Raw genomic sequence first — 23,194 nt, forward strand, 5'->3', positions numbered from 1 at the left:
GGTCAGGTGGTCAGCAAAAGCAAAACTCGCCTATAAGGCGAGAAAAGGGCCCGAGCTCCTGCCCTGTCATCCTTGAGCGCTAGCGAAGGATCTAAGACGCTCAAGCCCTAATGCTGATCGCTGATGGCTAAGTGCTTCAGAACTTAACGACTATTAAAGTTCCGCTTTCCGCTATACACACATCTATACGGAGTTGAAATGATACAAAGAATATCTAAATAAGAAAGGGAGAACAAACCATGAAAAAAACAATCGCACTTACTTTAGGCTTATTATTAACAACAGGGCTTTTTACAGCTTGTAGTGGAGATCAGCAAACAAGTACCAATGGAGATAAACAATACACTATAGGAATTGCTCAATTTGGGGAGCATGCTTCATTAGATAATTGTAGAGAAGGATTTTTACAAGGGCTTGCAGAAGAGGGATTCGTAGAGGGGGAAAACCTAACTGTAGAATATGAAAATGCCCAATTTGATACAGCCATAACGAATCAAATTGCACAGAAATTTGTCAGCAAAGATATGGACCTTATTGCAGCAATAGCCACTCCAATTGCCCAAAGCACATTTAATGCAGCAAAAAAAACAGATATCCCTGTAGTCTTTACAGCAGTTACCGACCCAGATGCAGCAATGCTTACAGAAGGAAATATTACTGGTACCAGCGATAAGCTTCCAGTAGAAGCTCAATTAAAGCTCATTCGAGCTATGATGCCAGAAGCAAAGAATATAGGCATACTTTATACGACTAGCGAAGTAAACTCAGAATCAACTATTGCGGAGTACAAAGAAAAAGCAAGTGATTATGGATTTGAAATTATCGATTCTGGTATTTCTGTAGCTGCAGATATTCCTTTAGCAGTAGATAAACTTCTTCCACAAGTAGATGCTTTGACTAATTTAACGGATAATACAGTAGTAGGCTCTCTACCAGTAATTTTAGAAAAGGCAAATGCTAGGAGTATCCCAGTCTTTGGAAGCGAAATTGAACAAGTAAAACTAGGATGTATTGCCTCTGAAGGAATCGAGTATATAAGTTTAGGAAAACAAACAGGAAAAATGGCAGCAGCTATATTAAAGGGTGAAAAAACAGCAATAAACACTCCATACGAAACCATTGAAGAAAGTAGCCTTTACATCAATAGTGAAGTTATGGAAAGATTAGGACTTACTTTACCAGAAGATATGATGAAAAGAGCAGAAGATACAGTCGCTAGTCACTAGACTCTAGCTTGCATGTATTCCTTTTGGGTCTTTTAGTGGCTACTGAAAGTAGCCGTAAAGAGACCCTAGAGGAATCCCCAGAAGCTAAGGACTAGTGACTAGAGTCTAGCGACTAAAAAACCGGAGGTTTTATTAGATGATTCTACTAGGTATTCTCGAACAGGGTATGATTTATGCGATTATGGCTCTAGGCTTATATATTACATATAAAATATTAGATTTTCCAGATTTAACAGTAGACGGCAGTTTTCCACTAGGAGCTGCTGTTACTGTTATGTTAATGACAAATGTAGATAGTGGTATGATTAACGCCATCACATTAGGGCACAATCCTTATATTATTATGTTTTTATCTTGTTTAGCAGGTGGTATTGCAGGGCTTGTAACGGGTATTATACATGTAAAGTTTAAGGTTCGGGATTTACTTTCAGGTGTTATAACAATGACGGGGTTATACTCTATTAATTTACATATTGCAGGCAAGGCAAATGTACCAATTTTTAATATGGAAACCATCTTTTCTAATAGAGGATTAGATTCTTTATATCCTGACCTTTTAGACAATCTTAAAGTATTGATTATCATTTCCATTGTAACGATTGGATCGAAGATTTTGTTGGATTTATATTTAAAGACAAAATCAGGATATTTATTAAGAGCAGTTGGAGATAATACGACTTTAGTAGTGTCTCTTGCAAAGGATAGCGGCAGCGTTAAAATCTTAGGACTGGTTATAGCAAATGCTCTCGTTGCATTAAGTGGTAGTGTAATGGCACAACAACAAGGTTTTTTTGAAGTATCTATGGGAACAGGAGCCATGGTCATCGGTCTTGCATCTGTAATTATTGGAACCAGTTTGTTTAAAAGAGTTTCTTTTGTCAAGCCAACTAGTGCAGCCATAATTGGTTCTATAGTATATAAAGCTAGTATCTCTTTAGCTATGGATATGAGTTTATCTATGATTTTAGCAATTGTAGTAGCAGTGGTATGTATTGTGTACATGAAAAAAGAATTGCCATTAAAAGTGATTTTAACAATTATATCAACTGTAAGCGTCTATCTGGTAGTAAAATTATTCATACCATATGAAATGAGCGCAAGCGACATGAAGCTAATTACATCTGTTTTATTTATGATTATATTGATCACAGGTCATGAGAAGAAGAGGAGGGCTAAAGGTGCTAGAGCTTAAAGATATCCATAAAGTGTACAGTGCAGGCACAATCAATGAGTCCTGCTTATTTCAAGGTTTCAATCTACGTATTGAGAAAGGGGAGTTTGTTTCTGTAGTAGGAAGCAATGGAAGTGGAAAGACCTCTATGCTCAATATCATCTGTGGAAGCATTGATATCGATCAAGGACAAATCTTTGTAGGAGATAAAGACATAACCGATATTAAGGAACATGTCCGTTATAATAAAATTGGAAGAGTCTATCAAAACCCAGCTATGGGAACTTGCCCAACAATGACCATATTAGAAAATATGTCCTTAGCAGATAATAAGGGTAAGTCCTTTAATCTTAGAATGGGAACGAACAAAAGCCGCATCGAATACTACAAGGAAAGCCTTAGTCAATTAGGGCTAGGCTTGGAGGATCGCTTAAATACACAAGTGGGTACTCTCTCGGGGGGCCAAAGGCAAGCTATGGCTTTGCTTATGTCCACTATGACACCTATCGATTTCTTGGTCTTAGATGAGCATACTGCAGCCTTGGACCCTAAAACAGCAGAAAAAATTATGGAGCTAACAGATAAAATCGTCCACGAAAAACATTTAACTACCATTATGGTCACTCATAATCTAAGATACGCAGTAAAATACGGAAATAGGTTGCTTATGATGCATCAAGGAGAGGCGATTCTAGATAAGAAAAATGCAGAAAAATCAAAGCTAAAAGTAGATGATTTGCTAGGATTGTTTTCACAGATAAGTGTGGAACTAGGGAATTGATAAAGCTGAAAGGTAAGATGCTAGTGTTCAATAATAAAGAGAAATTAGTATTTTAGTCCACAGTACATTGTAAAAGCAACTCTATACAGTTAGCATTGCTCGCCTTTAGGCGAGGTAATGTTTTTGATAGTTGCTGAACAATTGTATAATCATTGCTTTACTACTATTAAGTTCCGCTTTCGGCTTTCAGCTTTCAGCAACAAACAAAGTAAAATCGCTAGAGGGTGATAATATGAACAATTTTCTACGAAATGTGATGAAGGACACGAGTAGTGGCATTAAGGGGTATATAAAGGCGCAACTTAAATTAATTGGAATTACTTTTCTTATTCTCTTTATAGGTTTAGATATGATTGATATAGCTCATCCCTTTCTTGTTTCACTAGGTATTTCTATACTGGATATGATTCCTGTTTTAGGAATAGGTATTGTTCTGGTACCTTGGTCTATTATTAGTTTTGTTATGGGGAATACGGATTTGGCAACGAAAATAGCTATTTTATTTGTAATAGCAGTCATTGTTCGTCAAGTTTTAGAGCCAATAATTGTAGGAAAGCATATCGGAATCAGACCTCTATATACTTTTGTAGCTACTTTATTAGGCTCTATTGCCCTAGGTCCTATTGGCATTATATTAGGTCCAGCAATTGCTATCCTTATTATTTCAATACAAAATAATAGAAGAAGTTCCACAAAATGATAAAATTATGAATAAATGGAAAAGGGATTTTTATTTTTAGCCCATTATAGTATAATAATAATGGATATATATATAGAAAAGGATTATTTTGGTTTGTTCCAGGTGTAAGACATCCTACAAATCCAATAAAATGGAGGAACTCTATGATTAAAAGATTAGCCCAATTAGCATCTGAGAGTAGTTATGTAGATCCAGCGTTATACGCTAAATACGACGTTAAACGCGGATTGAGAGATATTAACGGACGAGGAGTACTTACAGGACTTACGGAAATTGGAGATGTTCAATCGTATACAATACAGAATGGCCAGACGATTCCTAAGCCTGGTCAACTTTTTTATAGGGGTATTGATGTAGAGGATTTAACAAAAGGCTTTTTAAAAGAAAGACGACATGGATTTGAAGAATCCATATACCTTTTGCTTTTTGGTCATTTACCCAGTATAGAGGAATTGACAGAGTTTAATACAATGCTTTCAAGTTTGAGAACTTTGCCAAAGAGCTTTGTAAGAGATATGATTTTAAAGGCATCTAGTAAAGACGTTATGAATATGATTTCAAGGAGTGTTTTAGCACTCTACAGTTATGATGAAAATCCTGATGATATTAGCGTGGAAAATGTATTAAGGCAATGTCTTGAGTTAATAGCCCGTTTTCCCCTATTAGCTGTCTATAGTTATCACGCGTATTCTCATTACTTTGACAGCCGAAGCTTATTTATTCATAATCCTAAACCAGAATACAGCACAGCTGAAAATATTCTTCACATGCTTAGACCAGATAGTGGATTTACTGAAACAGAAGCAGCCCTATTAGATTTAGCACTGGTTTTACATGCAGAGCATGGAGGTGGAAATAACTCCACATTTACGACTCACGTTGTCACTTCTAGTGGAACAGATACATATTCAGCTATGTCTGCTGCATTAGGCTCACTAAAGGGACCTCGACATGGTGGTGCTAGTATTAAGGTTGTTCAAATGTTTAAGGATATAAAAGCGAATCTAAGGAATTGGTCAGATGAAGGTGAAATAAGAGATTATTTAAAGAAACTTCTTCACGGTGATGCTTTTGATCATTCAGGATTAATATACGGTATGGGTCATGCAGTGTATTCTGTATCAGATCCTAGAGCGGAAATACTAAGAGATCAATGTAAAAAATTAGCTACTGAAAAAGGACTAGAGCACGAGTTTGACTTATTTTATAAGGTAGAGAATCTTGCTAAAGAAGTCATAGTAGAAGAGAGAAAGATTTATAAAGGCGTTAGCGTAAATATTGACTTCTACTCTGGATTTGTCTATAGAATGTTGAATATACCAATGCAATTATTAACTCCTATATTTGCCATATCTCGAATATCAGGATGGAGTGCTCACCGAATTGAAGAAATCGTCAACAAAGGCAAAATTATCCGACCAGCTTATAAGAGTATAGCAAAAGAGATGGAGTACGTGCCGATAGATGAAAGATAAGGTGGTCTGTCGTAGGTTGCGGGTTTCTAGCTCCTTATAGTCGCTACAAACCTCGCCAACCTTGACAGGGGTAATACCACTTGATTTCTCTTTCCCTTTGGTCAAGACAAATCAGGTATTACTCCCAGGTGGTAAGCAAAACCTTTTCTCGCCAGGGGCGAGGTAGGGTAAAGGCGTAGGATCCTTCGGCTGAAGCCTCAGGATGACAAGGCAGTAGTTAGGGTCAAAATACAGGCACTAGCAATCAGCAATCAGGATTGGGCATCCAACAGTGCCTTTGGCACTAAAGAGGCCCGTACAGCCAGCCTTAGTTTCTGATTAAGTCATCCTGAGTGCAATGAAGGATCTGTGCGCACTAAGTAGTAAGAGGAAGATATCTATAGGCAAAAGTCAACTTATATACTGATTCTTAATTGCCACCAGTGGTGGCAAAAGGTTTTACTTAGAGCTTAGAACTTAGAACATACAACTTACGGCTAAAACGCTTGTATAATCTCTAAAAAACTGAGATAATTTTATTTAATAAAAAACAATATATATTGTTTAAAAGTAAAAGGGGAAAATATATGGACCGCAAATTAAGAGTGCAGACGATTAATAATTTAGTTGATAATTTACTAGTTAGCTATAAAGAGGAAGAGCGCATACAACCTCATGGAGCTTGTCCAATGCCAAATAGGGACACGATTATTAAGATTGCAAAGCAAATGAGAAAGTTGATTTTTCCTGGATATTTTGATGGGTATGCATGCAGTAAAGATATTTTACAATATCATACAGGAGAACTCCTGGTCTATGTTCATGAATCCTTAACAGAGCAGATTATTTATGCCCTTAGCTTAGATGAAAATCGGCACAATAAAAGTGAAAAATTAATCTGTAAAAGAGAAGAGATGATAGATAAAGCTACAGAGTTAAGCTTTAAAATATTATCAAAACTGCCTACTATAAGAGAATATTTATCTACAGATGTTCAGGGCGCATTAGACGGAGATCCAGCAGCTTCTAGTCTAGAAGAAATTGTATTCTCCTATCCAGGGATTTTTTCTATTACAATGCACCGAATAGCTCATGAGATGTATCTATTAAATATTCCATTAATACCAAGAATACTCAGTGAATATTCTCATTCTATAACAGGTATAGATATTAATCCAGGAGCTCAAATAGGCAAGTACTTTTTTATTGACCATGGTACTGGAGTAGTAATAGGAGAAACGACGATAATAGGAAATAATGTGAAGATTTATCAAGGGGTTACATTAGGAGCCTTATCTACTAGGGGTGGTCAAAAACTAAAAGGAAGTAAGCGCCATCCAACTATTGAAGACGGAGTAACCATCTATTCAGGAGCTTCTGTACTAGGAGGAGATACTGTAATAGGGGAGGGAGCTACTATAGGGAGTAATGCCTTTATTACGGATTCTGTACCAAAAGGCACAAAAGTAAGCGTAAAAAACCCTGAGCTTATTTTAAAAAATCGAGAGCATCGAGAATTAAAGCAGGATTATTCGGAAGTGTGAAATAAGGTGGTAAGGTGGTCAGCAAAACCTTACTCGCCTTAAGGCGAGATAAAGACCCATGAAGCCTATCCCAGTCATTCTGGAGCGCAGCGAAGAATCTAAAGACCTACAGAAAAAGGGGACACATTTTTAAATGTGTCCCCCTTTGACTTAAAACGGTTACCAAAGGTGACTAAAACTTCTACTTTCCGCTGGTTGGTTGGACGGGAAAAGCATAATCGCCTTGGGCGAGTTAAGGACCCGCGAAGCCCTGCCCCGGTCATCCTTGAGCGTAGCGAAGGATCTTAAAGACTCAAAAGGAATACATACAAGCTAATGACTAGAGACTAACATCTAGTAGCTAGCTTTTCTGTAGGATATCTCCGCCAATTCTACATCCTTATTTCTATCTTGTACTGTAGCAATAGACCATTCGTTAGCAAATAAAAGTACTGGGTTTTCGTCTACGTCTTCTACGATCATTGTATCCATGGTTAGATTGAAACGATCTGGGTCAAATTGATCTCCTTTAATCCAGCGGATATAGCGATAAGGTGTTCTTTCCATGATGAGATCAACACCATATTCATTTTTTAATCGATATTCTAAAACATCAAATTGTAAAACGCCAACTACACCTACGATTAATTCCTCTACGCCAATATTAGGTCTCTTATACACTTGAATGGACCCTTCTTCTGCCAATTGGGTAATGCCTTTTACAAACTGTTTTCTCTTTAAGGCGTTTTTTGTGTATACTTTGCTAAAGTGTTCTGGAGCAAATAAGGGTATGCCTTCGTACTGGATTTTTGAATTGTCTTCACATAAGGTATCGCCAATTCTAAAGATTCCAGGATCGTGAATACCTATGATATCTCCAGGGTAAGCAGTATCTACTATGACTCGGTCCTGAGCTAAAAATTGCTGTGGTTGAGCTAGTCTTACCTTCTTATTTTCCTGAACGTGATTTACTTGCATACCTTTTTCAAATTTGCCAGAACAGATTCTCAAAAATGCAATACGATCTCTATGAGTTGGATTCATATTCGCTTGGATTTTAAAGATAAATCCTGTAAAATTTTCAGACTCTGGGTTAATATGACCTTGATTGCTATTTCTTGAACTAGGAGGGGACGTAAAGTTTAAAAACCCCTCTAAAAAAGGTTCTACACCAAAATTCGTTAAGGCACTTCCAAAGTACACTGGAGTAAGGTTTCCCTGTGATACTTGTTCTAAATCAAATTCAAAACCTGCAATATCTAATAATTCAATATCCTCAATAAGTTTTTCCTGTAATTCATCTCCTAAAAGTTCCTTAAAGCTATCATCTTCTACATTACCCTTTACAGCTTGTGCTAGGGATTGTCCATGATTTCCTCCACCGAAAACTTCAACTTGCTGTTTTTGTCTATCGTATACTCCTTTAAAGTTTCTTCCGCTTCCTATAGGCCAGTTCATAGGGTAAGAGCGAATACCAAGAATTTTCTCAAGTTCTTCCACCAATTCAAAGGGATCTTTTCCATCACGGTCTAATTTATTTATAAATGTAAATATAGGAATGCCTCTCATTTTGCAGACATGGAATAGTTTCTTTGTCTGGCTTTCAATACCTTTAGCAGAGTCTATAACCATAACTGCAGAATCGGCCGCCATAAGGGTTCGATAGGTATCTTCACTAAAATCTTGATGACCAGGAGTATCAAGGATATTTATGCAGTAATCATCGTATTCAAATTGTAATACAGAAGAGGTAACAGAAATTCCCCTCTGCTTTTCGATCTCCATCCAATCAGAGACAGCATGATTTTGAGATCTTCTAGATTTAACAGAGCCTGCTAGTCGAATAGCACCGCCATATAGTAATAGTTTTTCTGTAAGAGTAGTTTTACCCGCATCTGGATGAGAAATAATAGCAAAAGTTCTTCTTCTGCGAACCTCCTCTTGAAAACTAAATTTTTTTTCAGACATTTTCATCTTCCTTATACATATAATATTTATATTCGTTTAACTTTTAAATTTTACCCTTTAATAGGGAATGGTGTCAAATTATTTTTGTGTAGAATCTAGATAATTCATTAAAAAAATACAAAAAGATTGAGGAGTAGATAGGTTATTACAGAGATGAAGCACTTACTAGATTTTTTATTAAAAGTATTGTAAACTATCTACTATCAAAATACAGCTAGGAGGTTAGATATGATTAATTACATAGCGAGCTGGTTTGACCATTTAGAGACTTCTGAGGGATTGGTTCTAAATATATCTATTATTTTGTTATTGTTATTTATGGGCTTATTTTGCATTATAGGGATGAAATTAACAAATAGACTTGTCATTTTTTCTTTTACTAAGTTTAAAGGATTGAATAAGCTAAAATGGAATGAAGCCTTTTTAAAGCGAAAAGTCTATGACAGATTGTCTCATATTGTACCTGTTATCATTATTTATGCATTTGCTCCTTTATTTCCACAGTATTTAACAATTATACTGCAAAATATTGCTACAATTTATTTTATTGTAGTAGTAGTATCTGTAATCAGTTGTTTGCTCAATGTAGTAGATGATATTTACAATACTTTTGAATATTCTAAATATAGGCCAATAAAGGGTTTTTTACAGGTGATAAAAATCATTGTGTATGTTATAGCTGGCTTACAAATTATAGCCGCCCTTATGGGAAAGGATCCACTACTACTTTTAAGTGGTATTGGTGCATTTTCAGCAGTACTAATGTTAGTCTTTCAAGACTCTATATTAGGGTTAGTAGCTAGTATTCAACTGTCTGCAAATGATATGATGCGAATAGGGGATTGGGTTGAAATGCCTAGTTACAATGTGGATGGTGAAGTTCTAGAAATTTCTTTGAATATAGTAAAGATTGAAAATTTTGACCGAACTGTAAATACTGTTCCAACTTATGCTTTTATGACGAATTCCTTTAAAAATTGGCGAGGTATGACAGAAGCTGGTGGAAGAAGGATAAAAAGATCTATTTACATAGATATATCAAGCATAAAGTTTTGTACCAATGAAATGCTAGAAGCGTTTAAAAAGATTCATTATTTAACAGATTATATTGAAACAAAACAAGAGGAAATTAGAACTTATAATGAGGCCCATAATGTAGACTATGACGATGTGGCAAATGGAAGGCATTTGACGAATATAGGCGTGTTTCGGATATACATTCACCAATATTTAAAATACCATCCTAAAATCCATAAGGGAATGACTCAAATTGTAAGACAATTATCACCAGTGGAATTTGGTCTACCTATAGAAATTTATGCATTTACAAGAGAGATTGTATGGGATCAATACGAAGGAATACAGTCCGATATATTTGATCATATATTAGCAATGATACCAAAATTCGGACTAAGAATCTATCAACGACCCTCTTGGTATGATTTTAGAAATGAAGAAAGTCAGCATGAAAAATATGATAGTAATTTCATCAAAGGAACTATAATTGGTGGTGAAAGTGCTATTTCGGAAGAAGACCTAAAGGACTAGCCGTCAGCGTTCAGCCACCAGGAATTGGCCACCCATGGTGGCCGGTGACGTGCGTTAGAGGAATCAGAACTTGTTTTTAGATGCTTCTATTTTAGTAATTAATGCGTAGAGATCCTTCGCTGTACTCTGGATGACTAGGCAGGAGCTCGAGTTAGGTGAGTAGTTCCACCTTCTACATTCCACTTTCCGCTTAAAAATTACTCCATAATTTTTATATTAATTTCTCTAAATTTGGGTATACATAAATAGAATAGAGTACAGAGGAGGAAAGTATATGGGAGAATTTCAAGGTAAAAAGGTTGGGCTCAAAGAAGAGGGAACTCATAAATTGATTGCTGTATACCCCGAAACAATGAATGGTACAGATCATGAAATAGCTAAAACCGTAAGAGATTGGTTTTACAAACAAGCCTGTGCCAATGAAGAAATCCTAAGAACGGCTTACGTAGACGTAGTAGAGGATTAAAAAACAAAATAAAGTGTAATAAAAATTCTTATTTGAAAAAGATAAAATCCTATTTAGGATTTTGTCTTTTTTATATACTAGAAAATTTATGATATAATAATTCGCATAAGTAAGACTGGAGTGATAAAAGTGGTAAGTTCACGTGAATTAGTACAGAGCATTTTGAGACATGAGAGGGGAGCAAGGGTGCCAAAGGGAGAATTGGTACTGGATGATAAGGTAATTGCAAAATCATTAGACACTTTATCTATTGGCTTTGATGAAAGATACGAGTTTGCAAAAAGCTTAGGACTAGATATGATCGTGCTTTCACCTACCTATCCTAAGAATAGTCTGTCTGTTGACTGTAGCTCCTTAGATATAAATAAATGGGTCAATAGGGATTTGTTTTCCTTTGTTATATTAGATGGAGCTTTTGAATTAGGTTTGAGAGTTTTGGGTTTTCCAGAGTATCTATCTATGGTTATGAGTGGAGACGAAGAGCTAGAGGAATTCATTCTAGAAGTTGAAAAGATTAATAAAGAGACCATCGGAAAGTTGTCACATCAAGGCATCAATGGCATCATTGTAGCGGATGATATCGCTTTTCAGGATGGATTAATTGTACGACCAAGTATATTTCGAGAGCTTTTTTTACCTACTTTAGAACGCCAAGTCAAAGAAATTGAAAGTAGGAAAATGACTCCCTTTTTCCATTCTGATGGGTACTATATGAGTGTTATGGATGATATCGTAGAAGCAGGCTTTAAAGGAATACACTGCATCGATCGAAACTGCAAAATGAATGTAAAAGATTTAGCAAGCTATAGTAAAAAGATCTGCTTATGGGGGCATTTGGATATAAATGACATTAATGCTTCAGATGACGAAAATGCTATAAAATCTATGGTAAGTGAAATCAAAGATGCCACAGACTTTAAAGGTTTTATACTAGGAACAAACAGTGGGTTATTTCCAGGTATGGATGTGGATGGATTAAAAAGAATATATGATAAGGTTGACGAGTTCGTTCTATGATTAGTGAAAAGTAGAATGTTGAAAGTGGAAAATTTGCCACCTTTGGGTAGCTTTCATTTTAGTCTTTTGGCAATTAATATTTTTTAGCATATGGTGCATTTTTTAACCTTGGCTACTGTCTTGTCATCCTGAGACTTTAGACGAAGGATCTTGCTTTTCACGATCTCGCCCGAAGGCGAGTATTTCCGCATTCCACTTTCCACCAATGACAAAGAGGACGCTTATGCGTCCTCTTTGTCATTAAGTATTCTCATAAACTCTTCACCAGTTATCGTTTCTTTTTCTAGTAAATATTTCGCTAGTTCATGAAGTTTATCCATATTTTCTGTTAGTATTTCTCTTGCCTTGGAGTGGGCGGCTTTGATGATGTTTAGAACTTCTTGGTCTACTTTGCCTGCCATATTTGTAGAGCAAGTTAGAGAAGAATCTCCACCAAGATATGGGTTGTTTACAGTTTCTAATGCCATCATATCAAAGTCTTCGCTCATACCATAACGAGTGACCATAGCTCTTGCTAATTTTGTAGCCTGTTCAATATCATTAGACGCTCCTGTAGTGATGGAATTAAAGATGACTTCTTCTGCAGATCTTCCACCAGTAAAGGTGACGATTTTATTAAAGGCTTCTTCTTTTGATAAAAGGACTTTCTCCCCTTCATCTACTTGCATCGTATAACCTAGGGCACCAGATGTTCTAGGAATAATAGTGATTTTTTGTACTGGTGCAGAGTCTGTTTGCTTTGCTGCTACTAAGGCGTGACCAATTTCATGGTAAGCGATAATCAGTTTTTCTTTAGTTGATATGACTGCACCTTTTCGCTGATAACCAACTAATATGGTTTCTACAGATTCTTCAAAATCAGATTGATTGACTTCTTTTCGGTCCATGCGGACAGCTCTTAAAGCAGCTTCATTGGCAATATTAGCTAATTCAGCACCAGAAGCTCCAGCTGTAGCTCTAGCAATGGCATTATAATCAATATTGTTATCTACTTTGATTTTCTTTGCATGTACCTTTAAGATTTCTTCACGACCTCTTAAATCAGGAAGTTCAACTGGAATTCGCCTGTCAAATCGACCCGGACGAAGCAAAGCTTTGTCTAGAGTTTCAGGTCTATTTGTAGCCCCCAAAATTACTACTCCCTTACTACCGTCGAAGCCATCCATTTCTGTCAGCAATTGATTTAATGTTTGTTCTCTTTCATCATTACCTGTCATACCTGAACTGTCACGCTTTTTACCGATAGCGTCAATTTCGTCTATAAAGACAATACAAGGTGCTTTTTCTTGTGCTTGTTTAAAGAGATCACGAACTCTTGCAGCACCCATACCTACAAACATCTGCACGAATTCAGATCCAGAGATAGAGAAAAAGGGTACATTGGCTTCACCTGCTACAGCTTGAGCAAGCAATGTTTTTCCAGTTCCAGGAGGCCCTACTAATAGAGCACCTTTAGGTAGTTGAGCACCAATCTCTGTATACCTCTTGGGGTCGTGGAGAAAATCTACAATTTCCGTAAGAGCTTCTTTCGCTTCATCCTGCCCAGCTACATCGGCAAAGGTTTTACCCGTTTCTGCTTTTATATAGACCTTTGCATTGCTCTTTCCAAAGGACATGGCATTTGAACCACCTGTTTTCTTTTGTAAATTACGAGTAAGTAATTGTCCAACGCCTATAAAAAACAACATTGGTAATATTAAAGAGATAAATAGACTCATAAGAGGAGAAATTTCTTCGGGTATTATCTGAGCAAATTTTACATCTTGGCTATGCAATCTCTCTACTAAATCAGGGTCATCTGCTCGGCCAGTAACATAAGTTACATCCTTATTTTTGGCATCTTTTGTAGTAAATTTAATCTGAGTATTCTCTATTTCTACTTCTTTTACTTGTCCATCTTCAATTTGGTTCAGAAAAGTTCCATAATCCACTTCTGTTATTTGTGGTTCCAATATATTAGGGAATACAAAGGAATTTAATAATATGATAATGAGTAAAGCTATACCATAGTAAAAGAATATGGGCTTCTTTGGTATTTTAGGTTTATTTGTTGGCAATAGATTACCTCCTTATATTCATTCATTTTATAGTAGACGATTGTCTTGGATTTCTATACAGGGTGCTTACTACAAAATAATATTTAGCTTAATTATATTATACATTAATTACTCTTAACTTTTCCTTAATTAAACAAAGAAATAATGAAGATAGGACAAAATATTTGGAGAAGTAAGAAGATATGATAAAATAATTAAAAGTAGGAGGTCACGTGGTCAGGTGGTCAGCAAAATCTTTGAGCCACCACTGGTGCCTCAAGCACTAAGGGTGCTTTTAAACTTATTTAAGGATTGTGATAAAGATTGAAGGATATTAAAGTAGAGGATATAACAGAAGCTGTTAAACAATTATGCATTGATGCAAATTATAATATTCCATTGGATGTAAAAGAAAAAATCGAAGAAGCTGCATCTTGTGAACCTTGGCCTATGGCGAAGGAGATATTAGATCATATTTTAGAAAACATCAAAATTGCAAGAGAAGAAAGCATGCCAGCTTGCCAAGACACTGGTATGACCTGTGTCTTTGTAGAATTAGGACAGGATGTTCATATTGTGGGCGGATTATTAGAAGATGCAATTAATGAAGGGGTAAGGCTTGGGTATAACAAGGGATACTTGAGAAAATCCGTGGTAAAAGATCCACTAAATAGAATCAATACAAAAGATAATACCCCAGCAATTATATACTATCATATTGTTGAAGGGGATCAACTGAAGATTACAGTGGCCCCTAAGGGCTTTGGTTCGGAAAATATGAGCCAAATAAAGATGTTAAAGCCTTCTGATGGCATAGAGGGGGTTAAGGATTTTGTCTTACAGGTAGTAAGAGAAGCAGGTCCCAATCCTTGCCCTCCTATTGTAGTAGGAATAGGAATAGGTGGAACCTTTGATAGGGCAGCTAATTTAGCTAAAAAGGCTCTTCTCCGTCCTTTAAGTGAAGATCATCCAGATGGATTTTATAAAGGATTAGAAGCAGATCTACTAGAGGAAATTAACAAATTAGGTATTGGACCACAAGGTTTTGGAGGGAAAACAACTGCCTTAAAAGTAAGTGTGGAAGAGTTTCCAACTCATATTGCAGGTTTGCCTGTAGCTGTAAATATCAATTGTCATGTGACGAGGCATAAAAGTGTTATTTTATAAAGCGTAGAATGCGGAAAGCTGAAAGCGGAACTTGCTAAATTGGGATGTGTGAAAGTTGAAAGCGGAAAACTCTCCTAAAGGTGAAAAAGTATCTTGCGTTTAACTTCTTGCCTCTCAGTTGCGCCGAGGAATCTCTACAGACAGACTATTGAAAAATGCATTATATACTAAAAAGTTTTAAAACAACTGTTGACAATTGTTAAAAGAAAGGGATCAATATGGAAAAGAGAATAAATGTGCCTTTTACTGCTGAAGGAGCAAAAGAACTAAGAGCTGGGGATAAGGTACTGATTTCGGGAGTTTTATACACTGCTAGGGATGCGGCACATAAAAGGCTTGTTGAACTTATAGATAAAGGAGAAGACCTTCCTATACCGCTAAAAAATGCTATAATTTATTATGTAGGACCTACACCAGCTAAGCCACAAAAACCAATTGGCTCAGCAGGCCCAACAACCAGCTATAGGATGGATTCGTATGCTCCTAAACTTCTAGACTTAGGTTTAAGGGGTATGATTGGAAAGGGAATACGGTCTCAAGAAGTAATAGAATCTATGAAAAAAAACAAAGCCGTGTATTTTGCGGCAATTGGCGGAGCAGCAGCCTTAATGGCCAAATCGATTATTAAATCTGAGCTGGTAGCCTACGAAGACTTAGGTTCAGAGGCTATTAGAAGATTAGAAGTAAAAGATTTACCTGTCGTAGTAGCCATTGATAGCTACGGAAATAATCTGTATGAATTGGGGCCAACTGCTTATCTTGAAAACAGCCGAAGCTGAAAGCCGAATGCTGAAAGCGGAAACCCTTTAGTTAGGCTCGTGGTATGTTGGAAATTTTATCAGTTTGATGGGGTGTGCGCAAAGCACACATAGGTTATCTGAGCGAAGGGAAGAATCTAATACAAAAGCCACCCAAAGGTGGCTAAAAATTCCGCATTCCGCTTTCAGTTGTCTTTAAAGATTCCATATGTAGAGATGGTATCAAGTATAAAGAGAATGCCATTTCCTGGGTTTTCTAGTTTGATCTCATTTTTTATGGATTCGACGATAGCTTCTGTCTTATCTTTTTCGGATAATATTAATACAATTTCTTTTTCAGGTTCGACAGTCATTGCAAATAAAGTGCTTTTTTCGTGTATGCCAGAACCCCTTGCGTTGATAATAGTGCCCCCTTGTGATCCCGCTTTCTCTGCTGCATCTATGACGGATTCTGCATTGCCTCGATCTACAATAGTAAAAATAGCCTTATACATAATATCATCAGAACCTCTGCTTTCTTTAATTTTATCAACATGGCAACTCCTTGAACCTACAATGTTTTCTAAAGGAGAACAAAAAGCGATACCATGATTAGGTTTGCAAAATTTAAATTTTTTATTTATAGCATCCAGTACATTTTCAGCCACATGTTCTTCGGCGAGAAAAAGCACAATTTCTTTTCGGATATCTGTAAGATCAAACCATTCCAATAAGTAATTTTTTGCAGAGCCTTTTCCTAAAAAAATAGTACCACCAGAAACACCTATATCTTTAGCCAACTTTAATACTTTGCTGCCTAATCCGTAATCTATGATTACGCAACATAAATTGTATTTACTAGAAATCACTATCCGTCCACATCCTTCTTTACTGATTTTATTTTATAAATTAACCCTAATATTTGTAATGCAATGAGAGGAGTCATTGCAACCATTGCAATAACACCAAAACCATCTACTAGAACATTAGCTCCATCAATTGCCTCTGCAGCACCTTGAGCAAAGGCTAAGACAAAGGTAGCAGTCATAGGACCAGAAGCTACTCCCCCTGAGTCAAAGGCAATACCTACGAACAAACTAGGTACTTTATAAGATAAAAATATGGATATAAGGTATCCAGGCAGTAAAAAGTGCCATAATTGTAGGCCTGGCACCACAATTCTCACCATGGATAGAGATACGGCAAATGCTACACCAATAGATAATGTAAATAGTATAACTTTTCTCTTAATAGAACCACTAGTAACATCTTCTATTTGTTCCGTAAGAACGTGTACAGCTGGCTCAGCTAAGATGACTACTAAACCTAGAATAAATCCAATTGCAATTACAATTAGGTCGTTGTCAAGAGATGCAATAGAATGACCCACTACTTTACCAACTTCCATAAAGCCTGCATTTACACCTGTTTGGAATAATATCAGTCCAATATAGGTATAAGCAAAACCTTTTACTATTTTTCCAAACTTCTTCTTAGATAATCTAAAAGAGATTGCATTGAATATAAGGAATATAATCACTAATGGAAGTAGGGCGATAAACATCTCCTTCACCATATGTGGGATTTGCTCTAAAAAGGGTCGAAAGATAGAGCTGTTTATTTCCTTCGCTACTATAGTGCTGGCTTCAATGGTAGAATCCTTTGATTTTGCAAATAAACGAAAAATCATAACGGACAAGATTGCTCCAGTAGAAGTGACTCCAACTAATCCAAAGCTATCATCTTCTGAGTTCTTACCAGCTTTTAAGGAAGAAACCCCTAAGCCTAATGCCAACATAAAGGGCACTGTTAGAGCACCGGTAGTTGCTCCAGAAGCGTCAAAAGATATGGCAAGGAATTCAGGTGAGGTAAATAAAGCTAAGATAAAGATGACTCCATAAATAATTGTCAGCAATCTATTTAATTTGAGATTTCTAATAATTCGAAATAATCCTGTTGAAAGCAATAGAGCAACACCAATGGATACAATCATAACTATATTTATTTTTGAGGTTGCGCCTCCAGTTGCATCCTGAACTTGACCTGCTAATATATGTAAGTCTGGTTCTGCCACGGAAATAATAAACCCTAGCAAAATCCCTGAAAAAATGACGATAGCAGTCTTATTGGTTTTAGTTACTGTGGAACCAAGAAGAGAACCCAATGGGGAAATCCCGATATCCGTACCAACTAAAAAAATAGACATACCAATGATGATAAGCAAAGCACCTAATAAAAATCGATACATTAATATGTGATCAATAGGTGTAATCGTAAAATTTAAAATAACAACTAATATAGTGACAGGTAAAACAGTAAAAGAAACTTCCTTAAACTTTTCGTATAAAATATTAATAGACATCACTTCCTTTTTTTCTAGCTGAAGGCTGAAAATTGAATGCGGAAAGGGAAACATACCCTCACGAGGCGCATAACTGGGACTGCCTAATAGTCACTAAAGATAGTCAAAAATTTCAACAGTCCGCTGTTAGCTTTCAGCTAATTCATGTTTTTTGATTTTTCTACACAAGCATTTACAGCCTCAATGACCGCAGAGCGAAAGCTGCTTTTTTCTAGGCTAGCTACGGCTTCGATGGTTGTACCTCCTGGGGAACTGACTGCATCTTTTAATGCTCCTGGGTGTGTACCAGTTTCTAATATCATCTTAGCAGCTCCAAGGACAGCTTGAGCAGCAAAGGTATAAGCTTGTTTTCTAGGCATACCATGTAGTACTGCACCATCGGCGAGTGCTTCGATAAACATATAGGTATAAGCTGGTGAAGAACCACTTACTCCAGTTACAGCATCCATCAATCTTTCTTCTACAAACTCTATCTTTCCAAAACATTCAAACATAGACTGTATAAATCTTTTATCTTCATCTGTAACAAGAGTATTTACACTGATAGCAGTCATCCCTTCATTGACAAGAGCAGGAGTGTTAGGCATAGCTCTTACTAGTTTTATTTTGCGATTAAATCGTTTTTCATTGTCCTCGATTTTTTGTCCAGCAGCGATCATAACTACTATTGCTTCTTTTTTTATAAAATCTTTGATTTGATTAATGACTTTCCCATATAGATGGGGTTTTACTGATAGAACGACTACATCACATTCCTTAGCAATTTTTAAATTGTCGTCTGTAGTACAAATGCAAAAATCATCCCTAATTTGATCCAATTTCCCAGAGGAAGAGTTAGAAGCATAAATAGTAGATGGTTCAATAAATTTTGAGTGTACGATTCCGCTAATCATAGCTCTAGCCATATTACCACAGCCTATAAAGCCAATTTTTTTATTCATGTGCAAGATCCTTTCATTGTGTTTTATATATTAGATTGAAGAGTGATATTTAATGATACGAAAGATAGAAGATAGAGAAAGCAAATAAGATAAATACCATATATTCATTTTAGCATACAATCTACAGATTGTGTATCATGAAACAATAAACAACAAAAAAACCACAATGAATTGTGGTTTTTTTGTGGTGGTATTATATCAAATAGGAAAAGTATGGTTTTGACACTAGCTCCTACGCCAGTCATCCTGAGCAAGGCGAAGGATCTTGACCCTAAAGGAATACCCAGATGCTAGTGACTAATGACTAGCGACTAAAGCGCTTTAACTATTCTGCTGCACCTAAATGAGAAAGGTCTTTTTTTATAGAAATACCTAATTCTCTTGCGACTCCTTCGCCGTAAGCTGGATCTGCCTTGTAACAGTTTTCTATATGTCTAATTTTAATGTGCTTTTCGCTATCGCCCATATTTCTTGCTGTGTTTTCAAATAAAACTTGTTGTTGCTCTGGGCTCATTAATCTAAATAATTTACCAGGTTGTGTGTAGTAGTCATCGTCATCTTCTCTAAAATTCCATCGATCTGCATCACCGTATAATTTAAGTAAAGGCTCTTTGTATTCTGGTTGTTCCTGCCATTGCCCATAAGTGTTTGGCTCGTAATGTAATTTGCCACCCTGATTATCATCTACTCTCATTTGTCCATCCCTATGGTAACTGTTTACGTATTTTGCACCTCTAGGTGAATTTACAGGTATTTGATGGTGATTTACACCAAGTCGATATCTTTGTGCATCTCCATAGGAGAATAGTCGACCTTGCAACATTCTGTCAGGTGAGAAACTAATGCCTGGCACAACATTTGCAGGGTTAAAAGCAGCTTGTTCTACGTCTCTAAAGTAGTTATCTGGATTCTTATTTAATTCCATAAATCCTACTTCAATTAGAGGGAAGTCGCCTTTATACCATACCTTTGTTAAATCAAATGGATTATAAGGCATGTTATTTGCTTGTTCTTCTGTCATTACTTGTATTTTCATGGTCCAGCGAGGGAAGTTACCCTTTTCTATGTTCTCAAATAAGTCCTTTTGATGACTTTCTCGGTCTTTTCCGACAATTTCTGCAGCTTCTTCATCGGATAAGTTCTTTATGCCTTGCTCACATATCATATGAAATTTAACCCATACTCTTTCGTTGTCAGCATTAATCATGCTATATGTATGACTTCCAAATCCATGCATATGTCGGTAAGAATATGGAATTCCTCGATCACTCATAGTGATAGTAACCTGATGAAGAGCTTCAGGAAGGGATGACCAAAAGTCCCAATTGTTGTTAGCACTTCGCATATTTGTGCGAGGGTCTCTTTTAACAGCATGATTTAAGTCAGGAAATTTTAAAGGATCTCTAAAGAAAAAAACTGGGGTATTGTTGCCGACTAAGTCCCAATTTCCTTCTTCTGTATAAAATTTCATTGCAAAGCCGCGAATGTCTCGCTCTGCATCAGCAGCGCCTCTTTCTCCTGCAACAGTAGAGAAACGCACAAACATCTCTGTTTGTTTTCCTACTTCTGAGAAAATACTTGCTCTAGTATAGTTAGTAATATCATTTGTAACTGTAAAAGTACCAAAAGCACCAGAGCCCTTTGCATGCATTCTCCTCTCGGGGATTACTTCTCGGTCAAAATGAGCTAATTTTTCTAGAAACCACACATCTTGTAAAAACATAGGACCTCTAGGACCAGCAGTCATAACATCTTGATTATCTGCGACGGGAGCGCCTGCTACGGTAGTGAGTTTTTTCTTATCTTCCATATTTTTATTATCCAAATTATAATCCTCCTTCAAAAAAGTGAACTTACATCTTATTTACACCTAATACCTAAAATGTAAACATGAATCTGTTGTTTTTTTATATTTCTTTTATGAAAATACCATACTAAGATTGGAATACTCGAGACAAAGCTATTGTAAAATGAATTTTTTTATTGTAGGATTGATTTTGTGTCTAAAATCTAGAAAAATATAAGTGAAATAAAATCAATTACAAATCTAGAAAGGGGAATATTGTGGAAACTCTACAAAAAAAATATGGACTTTGGACGGCTACTTCTATGGTTGTTGGAGTAGTAATTGGTTCAGGCGTCTTTTTTAAAGCCGATGATGTATTAAAAATGACAAATGGAAATATTTATATAGCTTTAGTTGCATGGATACTAGGAGCTATGGCCATGGTTTTTGGGGCTTTAGTTGTTTCAGAATTTGCTCAGAGAATAGAAAAAGCCAATGGAATCGTAGATTATTACGAGAGGGCATATGGAAAGCGAATGGGTTATTTAATGGGCTGGTTTAATGGTATTTTATATTACTCGCCTTTATCTGCTATTTTAGCATGGATTTCAGCCACGTACACATTAGTTCTATTTAATGTACCACAAGGAGACAATTCAAATGCCACTTGGGTCATAGCATTTATTTATATAGCAATAATTTACATTATGAATTATTTTGCACCGGTTTTAGCTGGGAAACTTCAAGTGACTACTACTGTAATAAAATTAATTCCTCTTGGTTTAATCGCTATAGTGGGAACCATATTTGGATTAAGAAATGGAGTTTTATTAGAAGGTTTCATAGGAGGTGCTAAAGAAGCTAGTAATCATATGGGTTCCTTATCTTCTGCTGTTGTATCTACAGCTTTTGCTTTTGATGGATGGATTTCAGCAGTTACAATTAACAATGAAATAAAAGATGCTAAGAAAAATTTACCTAGAGCTCTTGTTATAGGGGCAATCATTGTATTAATAGTATATGTCAGCTATTTTTTAGGTATTGTTGGAGTGCTTGGGGCATCTACTATTATTGAATTGGGCGACAATGCAGTAAATGTGGCTTCAAAGGCATTATTTGGTGGTCCTGCAGGCGTATTATTATCTTTATTTGTGGTCATATCTTGTTTAGGTACATTGAACGGCTTGATCATAGCTTGTATTCGTATGCCTTTTTCTCTTGCTATAAGGGGACAAGGTCCTATGCCTAAATTGCTTTCAAAGGTAAATAAAAGAACGCAAATGCCGACTTATTCAGTAATTTATTCTTTTGCTTTGTCTTGTATCTATTTATTTATTTGGTACGGTAGCCTCAATAATCTATTTGGAAGGTATATTGCCATTGATGAAATACCTATTGTTCTCATATATGGTTTTTATATTTTATTGCATATTTGGTATATGATTCATTTTAGAGATTTAAAACCTATTAGAAGATATATTATTCCTATATTAGCTATATTTGGTTCTAGTATCATTGTCTATGGAGGAATTACAAATCCCAGCATAGGTTTTTATCTTATAATATCCATAACCATTATTTTGTTTGGATTGCTATTTTATGGGGAACAAAATGTATAAATAATTGACTTCAAGATTGCGCACACTATGCAATAGATTAAGTCAAAAATGACGAAGTTTAAATTATTTTACAGAGGTGATTACAAATGAAAAAGTTTTTAGTTTTATTTTTAGCAGGTTTATTAGTTATTACATTTATCGGATGTGGTGCTGAGAAAGAAGAACCAGCTACTGAACCAGATACAAATCAAGAACAACCTGTTGAAGAACCTAAGGAGGAGCCTACAGAAGAGACAGCATTAGATGGGGTTACTACACCAGAAAGTGCAGCTGATGGTACTTACACAGCAGAAGGTAAAGCTGATGATTATGGTTGGACTCCATTTGTTACTTTAGAAATTGCTGGTGGTAAAATTACAACTGTAGACTTTGACTACAAAAATGGAGATGTATTAAAATCAGAAGATGAAGAATACAACACAAGTATGGAATCTGCAGTAGGTACAAAACCAGAAACATACTTACCAGAATATGAAGCAGCTTTAGTAGAATCCCAAGATGTTACAGAAGTAGACAGCATTTCAGGAGCAACCCAATCTTACAGTGAGTTTGTTAAATTAGCACAAGAAGCATTAGGAAAAGCAGTAGAAAAATAAAATAAATTATAAGAAAAAGCCAAGTGGATGAGTTCCTTGGCTTTTTCCATTATTTTTATTAAAAAAATGCTAAAAAAGTTGATAAAACTTAAGAAT

General features: G+C 36.1%; 19 protein-coding genes. 13 read left to right on the forward strand and 6 right to left on the reverse strand.

Features of this window, described 5'->3' with window-relative positions; translation table 11 throughout:
- Positions 1-239: 239 nt before the first annotated feature.
- The 6 genes from Q7P22_RS00155 to epsC all read left to right on the forward strand — a co-directional run bounded on the left by Q7P22_RS00155 (position 240) and on the right by epsC (position 6,876).
- Entirely contained in the window at positions 240-1,226 is a 987-nt protein-coding gene (locus tag Q7P22_RS00155) for an ABC transporter substrate-binding protein (RefSeq protein WP_303859552.1), read from the forward strand.
- 136 nt (positions 1,227-1,362) lie between these two features.
- Entirely contained in the window at positions 1,363-2,418 is a 1,056-nt protein-coding gene (locus Q7P22_RS00160) for an ABC transporter permease (protein WP_303859553.1), read from the forward strand.
- The gene (locus tag Q7P22_RS00165; protein WP_303859554.1) at positions 2,405-3,178 is read left to right on the forward strand and encodes an ABC transporter ATP-binding protein; all 774 of its coding nucleotides are present in this window, start codon (positions 2,405-2,407) and stop codon (positions 3,176-3,178) included. Before Q7P22_RS00160 ends, Q7P22_RS00165 begins: the two co-directional genes overlap by 14 nt.
- A gap of 232 nt (positions 3,179-3,410) precedes the next feature.
- Positions 3,411-3,878, forward strand: coding sequence for an AI-2E family transporter (locus Q7P22_RS00170; protein ID WP_113920284.1), 468 nt, complete (start codon positions 3,411-3,413; stop codon positions 3,876-3,878).
- Positions 3,879-4,021: 143 nt separating this feature from the next.
- Positions 4,022-5,353, forward strand: a complete 1,332-nt coding sequence (locus Q7P22_RS00175; RefSeq protein ID WP_303859555.1) for a citrate/2-methylcitrate synthase — start codon at positions 4,022-4,024, stop codon at positions 5,351-5,353.
- Positions 5,354-5,919: 566 nt separating this feature from the next.
- Positions 5,920-6,876 (forward strand): serine O-acetyltransferase EpsC, encoded by a 957-nt coding sequence (gene epsC, locus Q7P22_RS00180; protein ID WP_113920283.1) that lies wholly within the window; start codon positions 5,920-5,922, stop codon positions 6,874-6,876.
- A 333-nt stretch (positions 6,877-7,209) separates the two neighbouring features.
- On the opposite strand, the gene Q7P22_RS00185 is transcribed toward epsC, so the two are convergent.
- Positions 7,210-8,823 (reverse strand): peptide chain release factor 3, encoded by a 1,614-nt coding sequence (locus Q7P22_RS00185; RefSeq protein ID WP_303859556.1) that lies wholly within the window; start codon positions 8,821-8,823, stop codon positions 7,210-7,212.
- A 228-nt stretch (positions 8,824-9,051) separates the two neighbouring features.
- Between Q7P22_RS00185 and Q7P22_RS00190 the strand changes: the two genes are divergently transcribed.
- From Q7P22_RS00190 to Q7P22_RS00200, 3 genes are all read left to right on the forward strand, one after another.
- Positions 9,052-10,371, forward strand: coding sequence for a mechanosensitive ion channel family protein (locus tag Q7P22_RS00190; RefSeq protein ID WP_303859557.1), 1,320 nt, complete (start codon positions 9,052-9,054; stop codon positions 10,369-10,371).
- A 274-nt stretch (positions 10,372-10,645) separates the two neighbouring features.
- Complete coding sequence (locus tag Q7P22_RS00195) at positions 10,646-10,837, forward strand: hypothetical protein (RefSeq protein WP_113920280.1); 192 nt, start codon at positions 10,646-10,648, stop codon at positions 10,835-10,837.
- 129 nt (positions 10,838-10,966) lie between these two features.
- On the forward strand, positions 10,967-11,854 hold the full coding sequence (locus tag Q7P22_RS00200) for a uroporphyrinogen decarboxylase family protein (protein ID WP_303859558.1): 888 nt from the start codon (positions 10,967-10,969) through the stop codon (positions 11,852-11,854).
- Positions 11,855-12,075: 221 nt separating this feature from the next.
- On the opposite strand, the gene ftsH is transcribed toward Q7P22_RS00200, so the two are convergent.
- Entirely contained in the window at positions 12,076-13,911 is a 1,836-nt protein-coding gene (gene ftsH, locus Q7P22_RS00205; protein WP_303859559.1) for an ATP-dependent zinc metalloprotease FtsH, read from the reverse strand.
- A gap of 303 nt (positions 13,912-14,214) precedes the next feature.
- Here ftsH and Q7P22_RS00210 point away from each other — a divergent pair, with 303 nt between their 5' ends.
- Both Q7P22_RS00210 and Q7P22_RS00215 read left to right on the forward strand, forming a co-directional pair.
- The gene (locus Q7P22_RS00210) at positions 14,215-15,057 is read left to right on the forward strand and encodes a fumarate hydratase (protein ID WP_303859560.1); all 843 of its coding nucleotides are present in this window, start codon (positions 14,215-14,217) and stop codon (positions 15,055-15,057) included.
- 218 nt (positions 15,058-15,275) lie between these two features.
- The gene (locus Q7P22_RS00215; RefSeq protein ID WP_303859561.1) at positions 15,276-15,836 is read left to right on the forward strand and encodes a Fe-S-containing hydro-lyase; all 561 of its coding nucleotides are present in this window, start codon (positions 15,276-15,278) and stop codon (positions 15,834-15,836) included.
- Between the two features lie 164 nt (positions 15,837-16,000).
- On the opposite strand, the gene Q7P22_RS00220 is transcribed toward Q7P22_RS00215, so the two are convergent.
- The 4 genes from Q7P22_RS00220 to Q7P22_RS00235 form a co-directional block, all read right to left on the reverse strand.
- Positions 16,001-16,663, reverse strand: a complete 663-nt coding sequence (locus tag Q7P22_RS00220) for a P-II family nitrogen regulator (protein ID WP_303859562.1) — start codon at positions 16,661-16,663, stop codon at positions 16,001-16,003.
- Positions 16,663-18,150, reverse strand: coding sequence for a DUF1538 domain-containing protein (locus Q7P22_RS00225; protein WP_303859592.1), 1,488 nt, complete (start codon positions 18,148-18,150; stop codon positions 16,663-16,665). The genes Q7P22_RS00220 and Q7P22_RS00225 overlap by 1 nt, the downstream gene beginning before the upstream one ends.
- Positions 18,151-18,293: 143 nt before the next feature.
- Positions 18,294-19,097, reverse strand: coding sequence for a pyrroline-5-carboxylate reductase (proC, locus tag Q7P22_RS00230; protein ID WP_303859563.1), 804 nt, complete (start codon positions 19,095-19,097; stop codon positions 18,294-18,296).
- Positions 19,098-19,422: 325 nt separating this feature from the next.
- Positions 19,423-20,907 carry a catalase gene (locus Q7P22_RS00235; protein WP_303859593.1) on the reverse strand — a complete coding sequence of 495 codons (1,485 nt, stop codon included), beginning with the start codon at positions 20,905-20,907 and terminating at the stop codon, positions 19,423-19,425.
- 254 nt (positions 20,908-21,161) lie between these two features.
- Here Q7P22_RS00235 and Q7P22_RS00240 point away from each other — a divergent pair, with 254 nt between their 5' ends.
- Positions 21,162-22,502 (forward strand): APC family permease, encoded by a 1,341-nt coding sequence (locus tag Q7P22_RS00240; RefSeq protein ID WP_303859564.1) that lies wholly within the window; start codon positions 21,162-21,164, stop codon positions 22,500-22,502.
- 86 nt (positions 22,503-22,588) lie between these two features.
- The gene (locus Q7P22_RS00245; protein ID WP_303859565.1) at positions 22,589-23,098 is read left to right on the forward strand and encodes an FMN-binding protein; all 510 of its coding nucleotides are present in this window, start codon (positions 22,589-22,591) and stop codon (positions 23,096-23,098) included.
- Positions 23,099-23,194 lie beyond the last annotated feature (96 nt).

This window comes from Alkalibaculum bacchi (genome assembly GCF_937875145.1).
Taxonomy (GTDB): domain Bacteria; phylum Bacillota; class Clostridia; order Eubacteriales; family Alkalibacteraceae; genus Alkalibaculum; species Alkalibaculum bacchi_A.

Bases quoted from the DNA above. Each gene is read 5' to 3' on its own strand.
- Q7P22_RS00175 (WP_303859555.1), top strand. From the start codon at position 4,022: ATGATTAAAAGATTAGCCCAATTAGCATCTGAGAGTAGTTATGTAGAT.
- Q7P22_RS00195 (WP_113920280.1), top strand. From the start codon at position 10,646: ATGGGAGAATTTCAAGGTAAAAAGGTTGGGCTCAAAGAAGAGGGAACT.
- epsC (WP_113920283.1), top strand. From the start codon at position 5,920: ATGGACCGCAAATTAAGAGTGCAGACGATTAATAATTTAGTTGATAAT.
- Q7P22_RS00185 (WP_303859556.1), bottom strand. From the start codon at position 8,823: ATGTCTGAAAAAAAATTTAGTTTTCAAGAGGAGGTTCGCAGAAGAAGA.
- proC (WP_303859563.1), bottom strand. From the start codon at position 19,097: ATGAATAAAAAAATTGGCTTTATAGGCTGTGGTAATATGGCTAGAGCT.
- Q7P22_RS00190 (WP_303859557.1), top strand. From the start codon at position 9,052: ATGATTAATTACATAGCGAGCTGGTTTGACCATTTAGAGACTTCTGAG.
- Q7P22_RS00170 (WP_113920284.1), top strand. From the start codon at position 3,411: ATGAACAATTTTCTACGAAATGTGATGAAGGACACGAGTAGTGGCATT.
- Q7P22_RS00235 (WP_303859593.1), bottom strand. From the start codon at position 20,907: ATGGAAGATAAGAAAAAACTCACTACCGTAGCAGGCGCTCCCGTCGCA.
- Q7P22_RS00160 (WP_303859553.1), top strand. From the start codon at position 1,363: ATGATTCTACTAGGTATTCTCGAACAGGGTATGATTTATGCGATTATG.
- Q7P22_RS00215 (WP_303859561.1), top strand. From the start codon at position 15,276: ATGGAAAAGAGAATAAATGTGCCTTTTACTGCTGAAGGAGCAAAAGAA.
- Q7P22_RS00155 (WP_303859552.1), top strand. From the start codon at position 240: ATGAAAAAAACAATCGCACTTACTTTAGGCTTATTATTAACAACAGGG.
- Q7P22_RS00245 (WP_303859565.1), top strand. From the start codon at position 22,589: ATGAAAAAGTTTTTAGTTTTATTTTTAGCAGGTTTATTAGTTATTACA.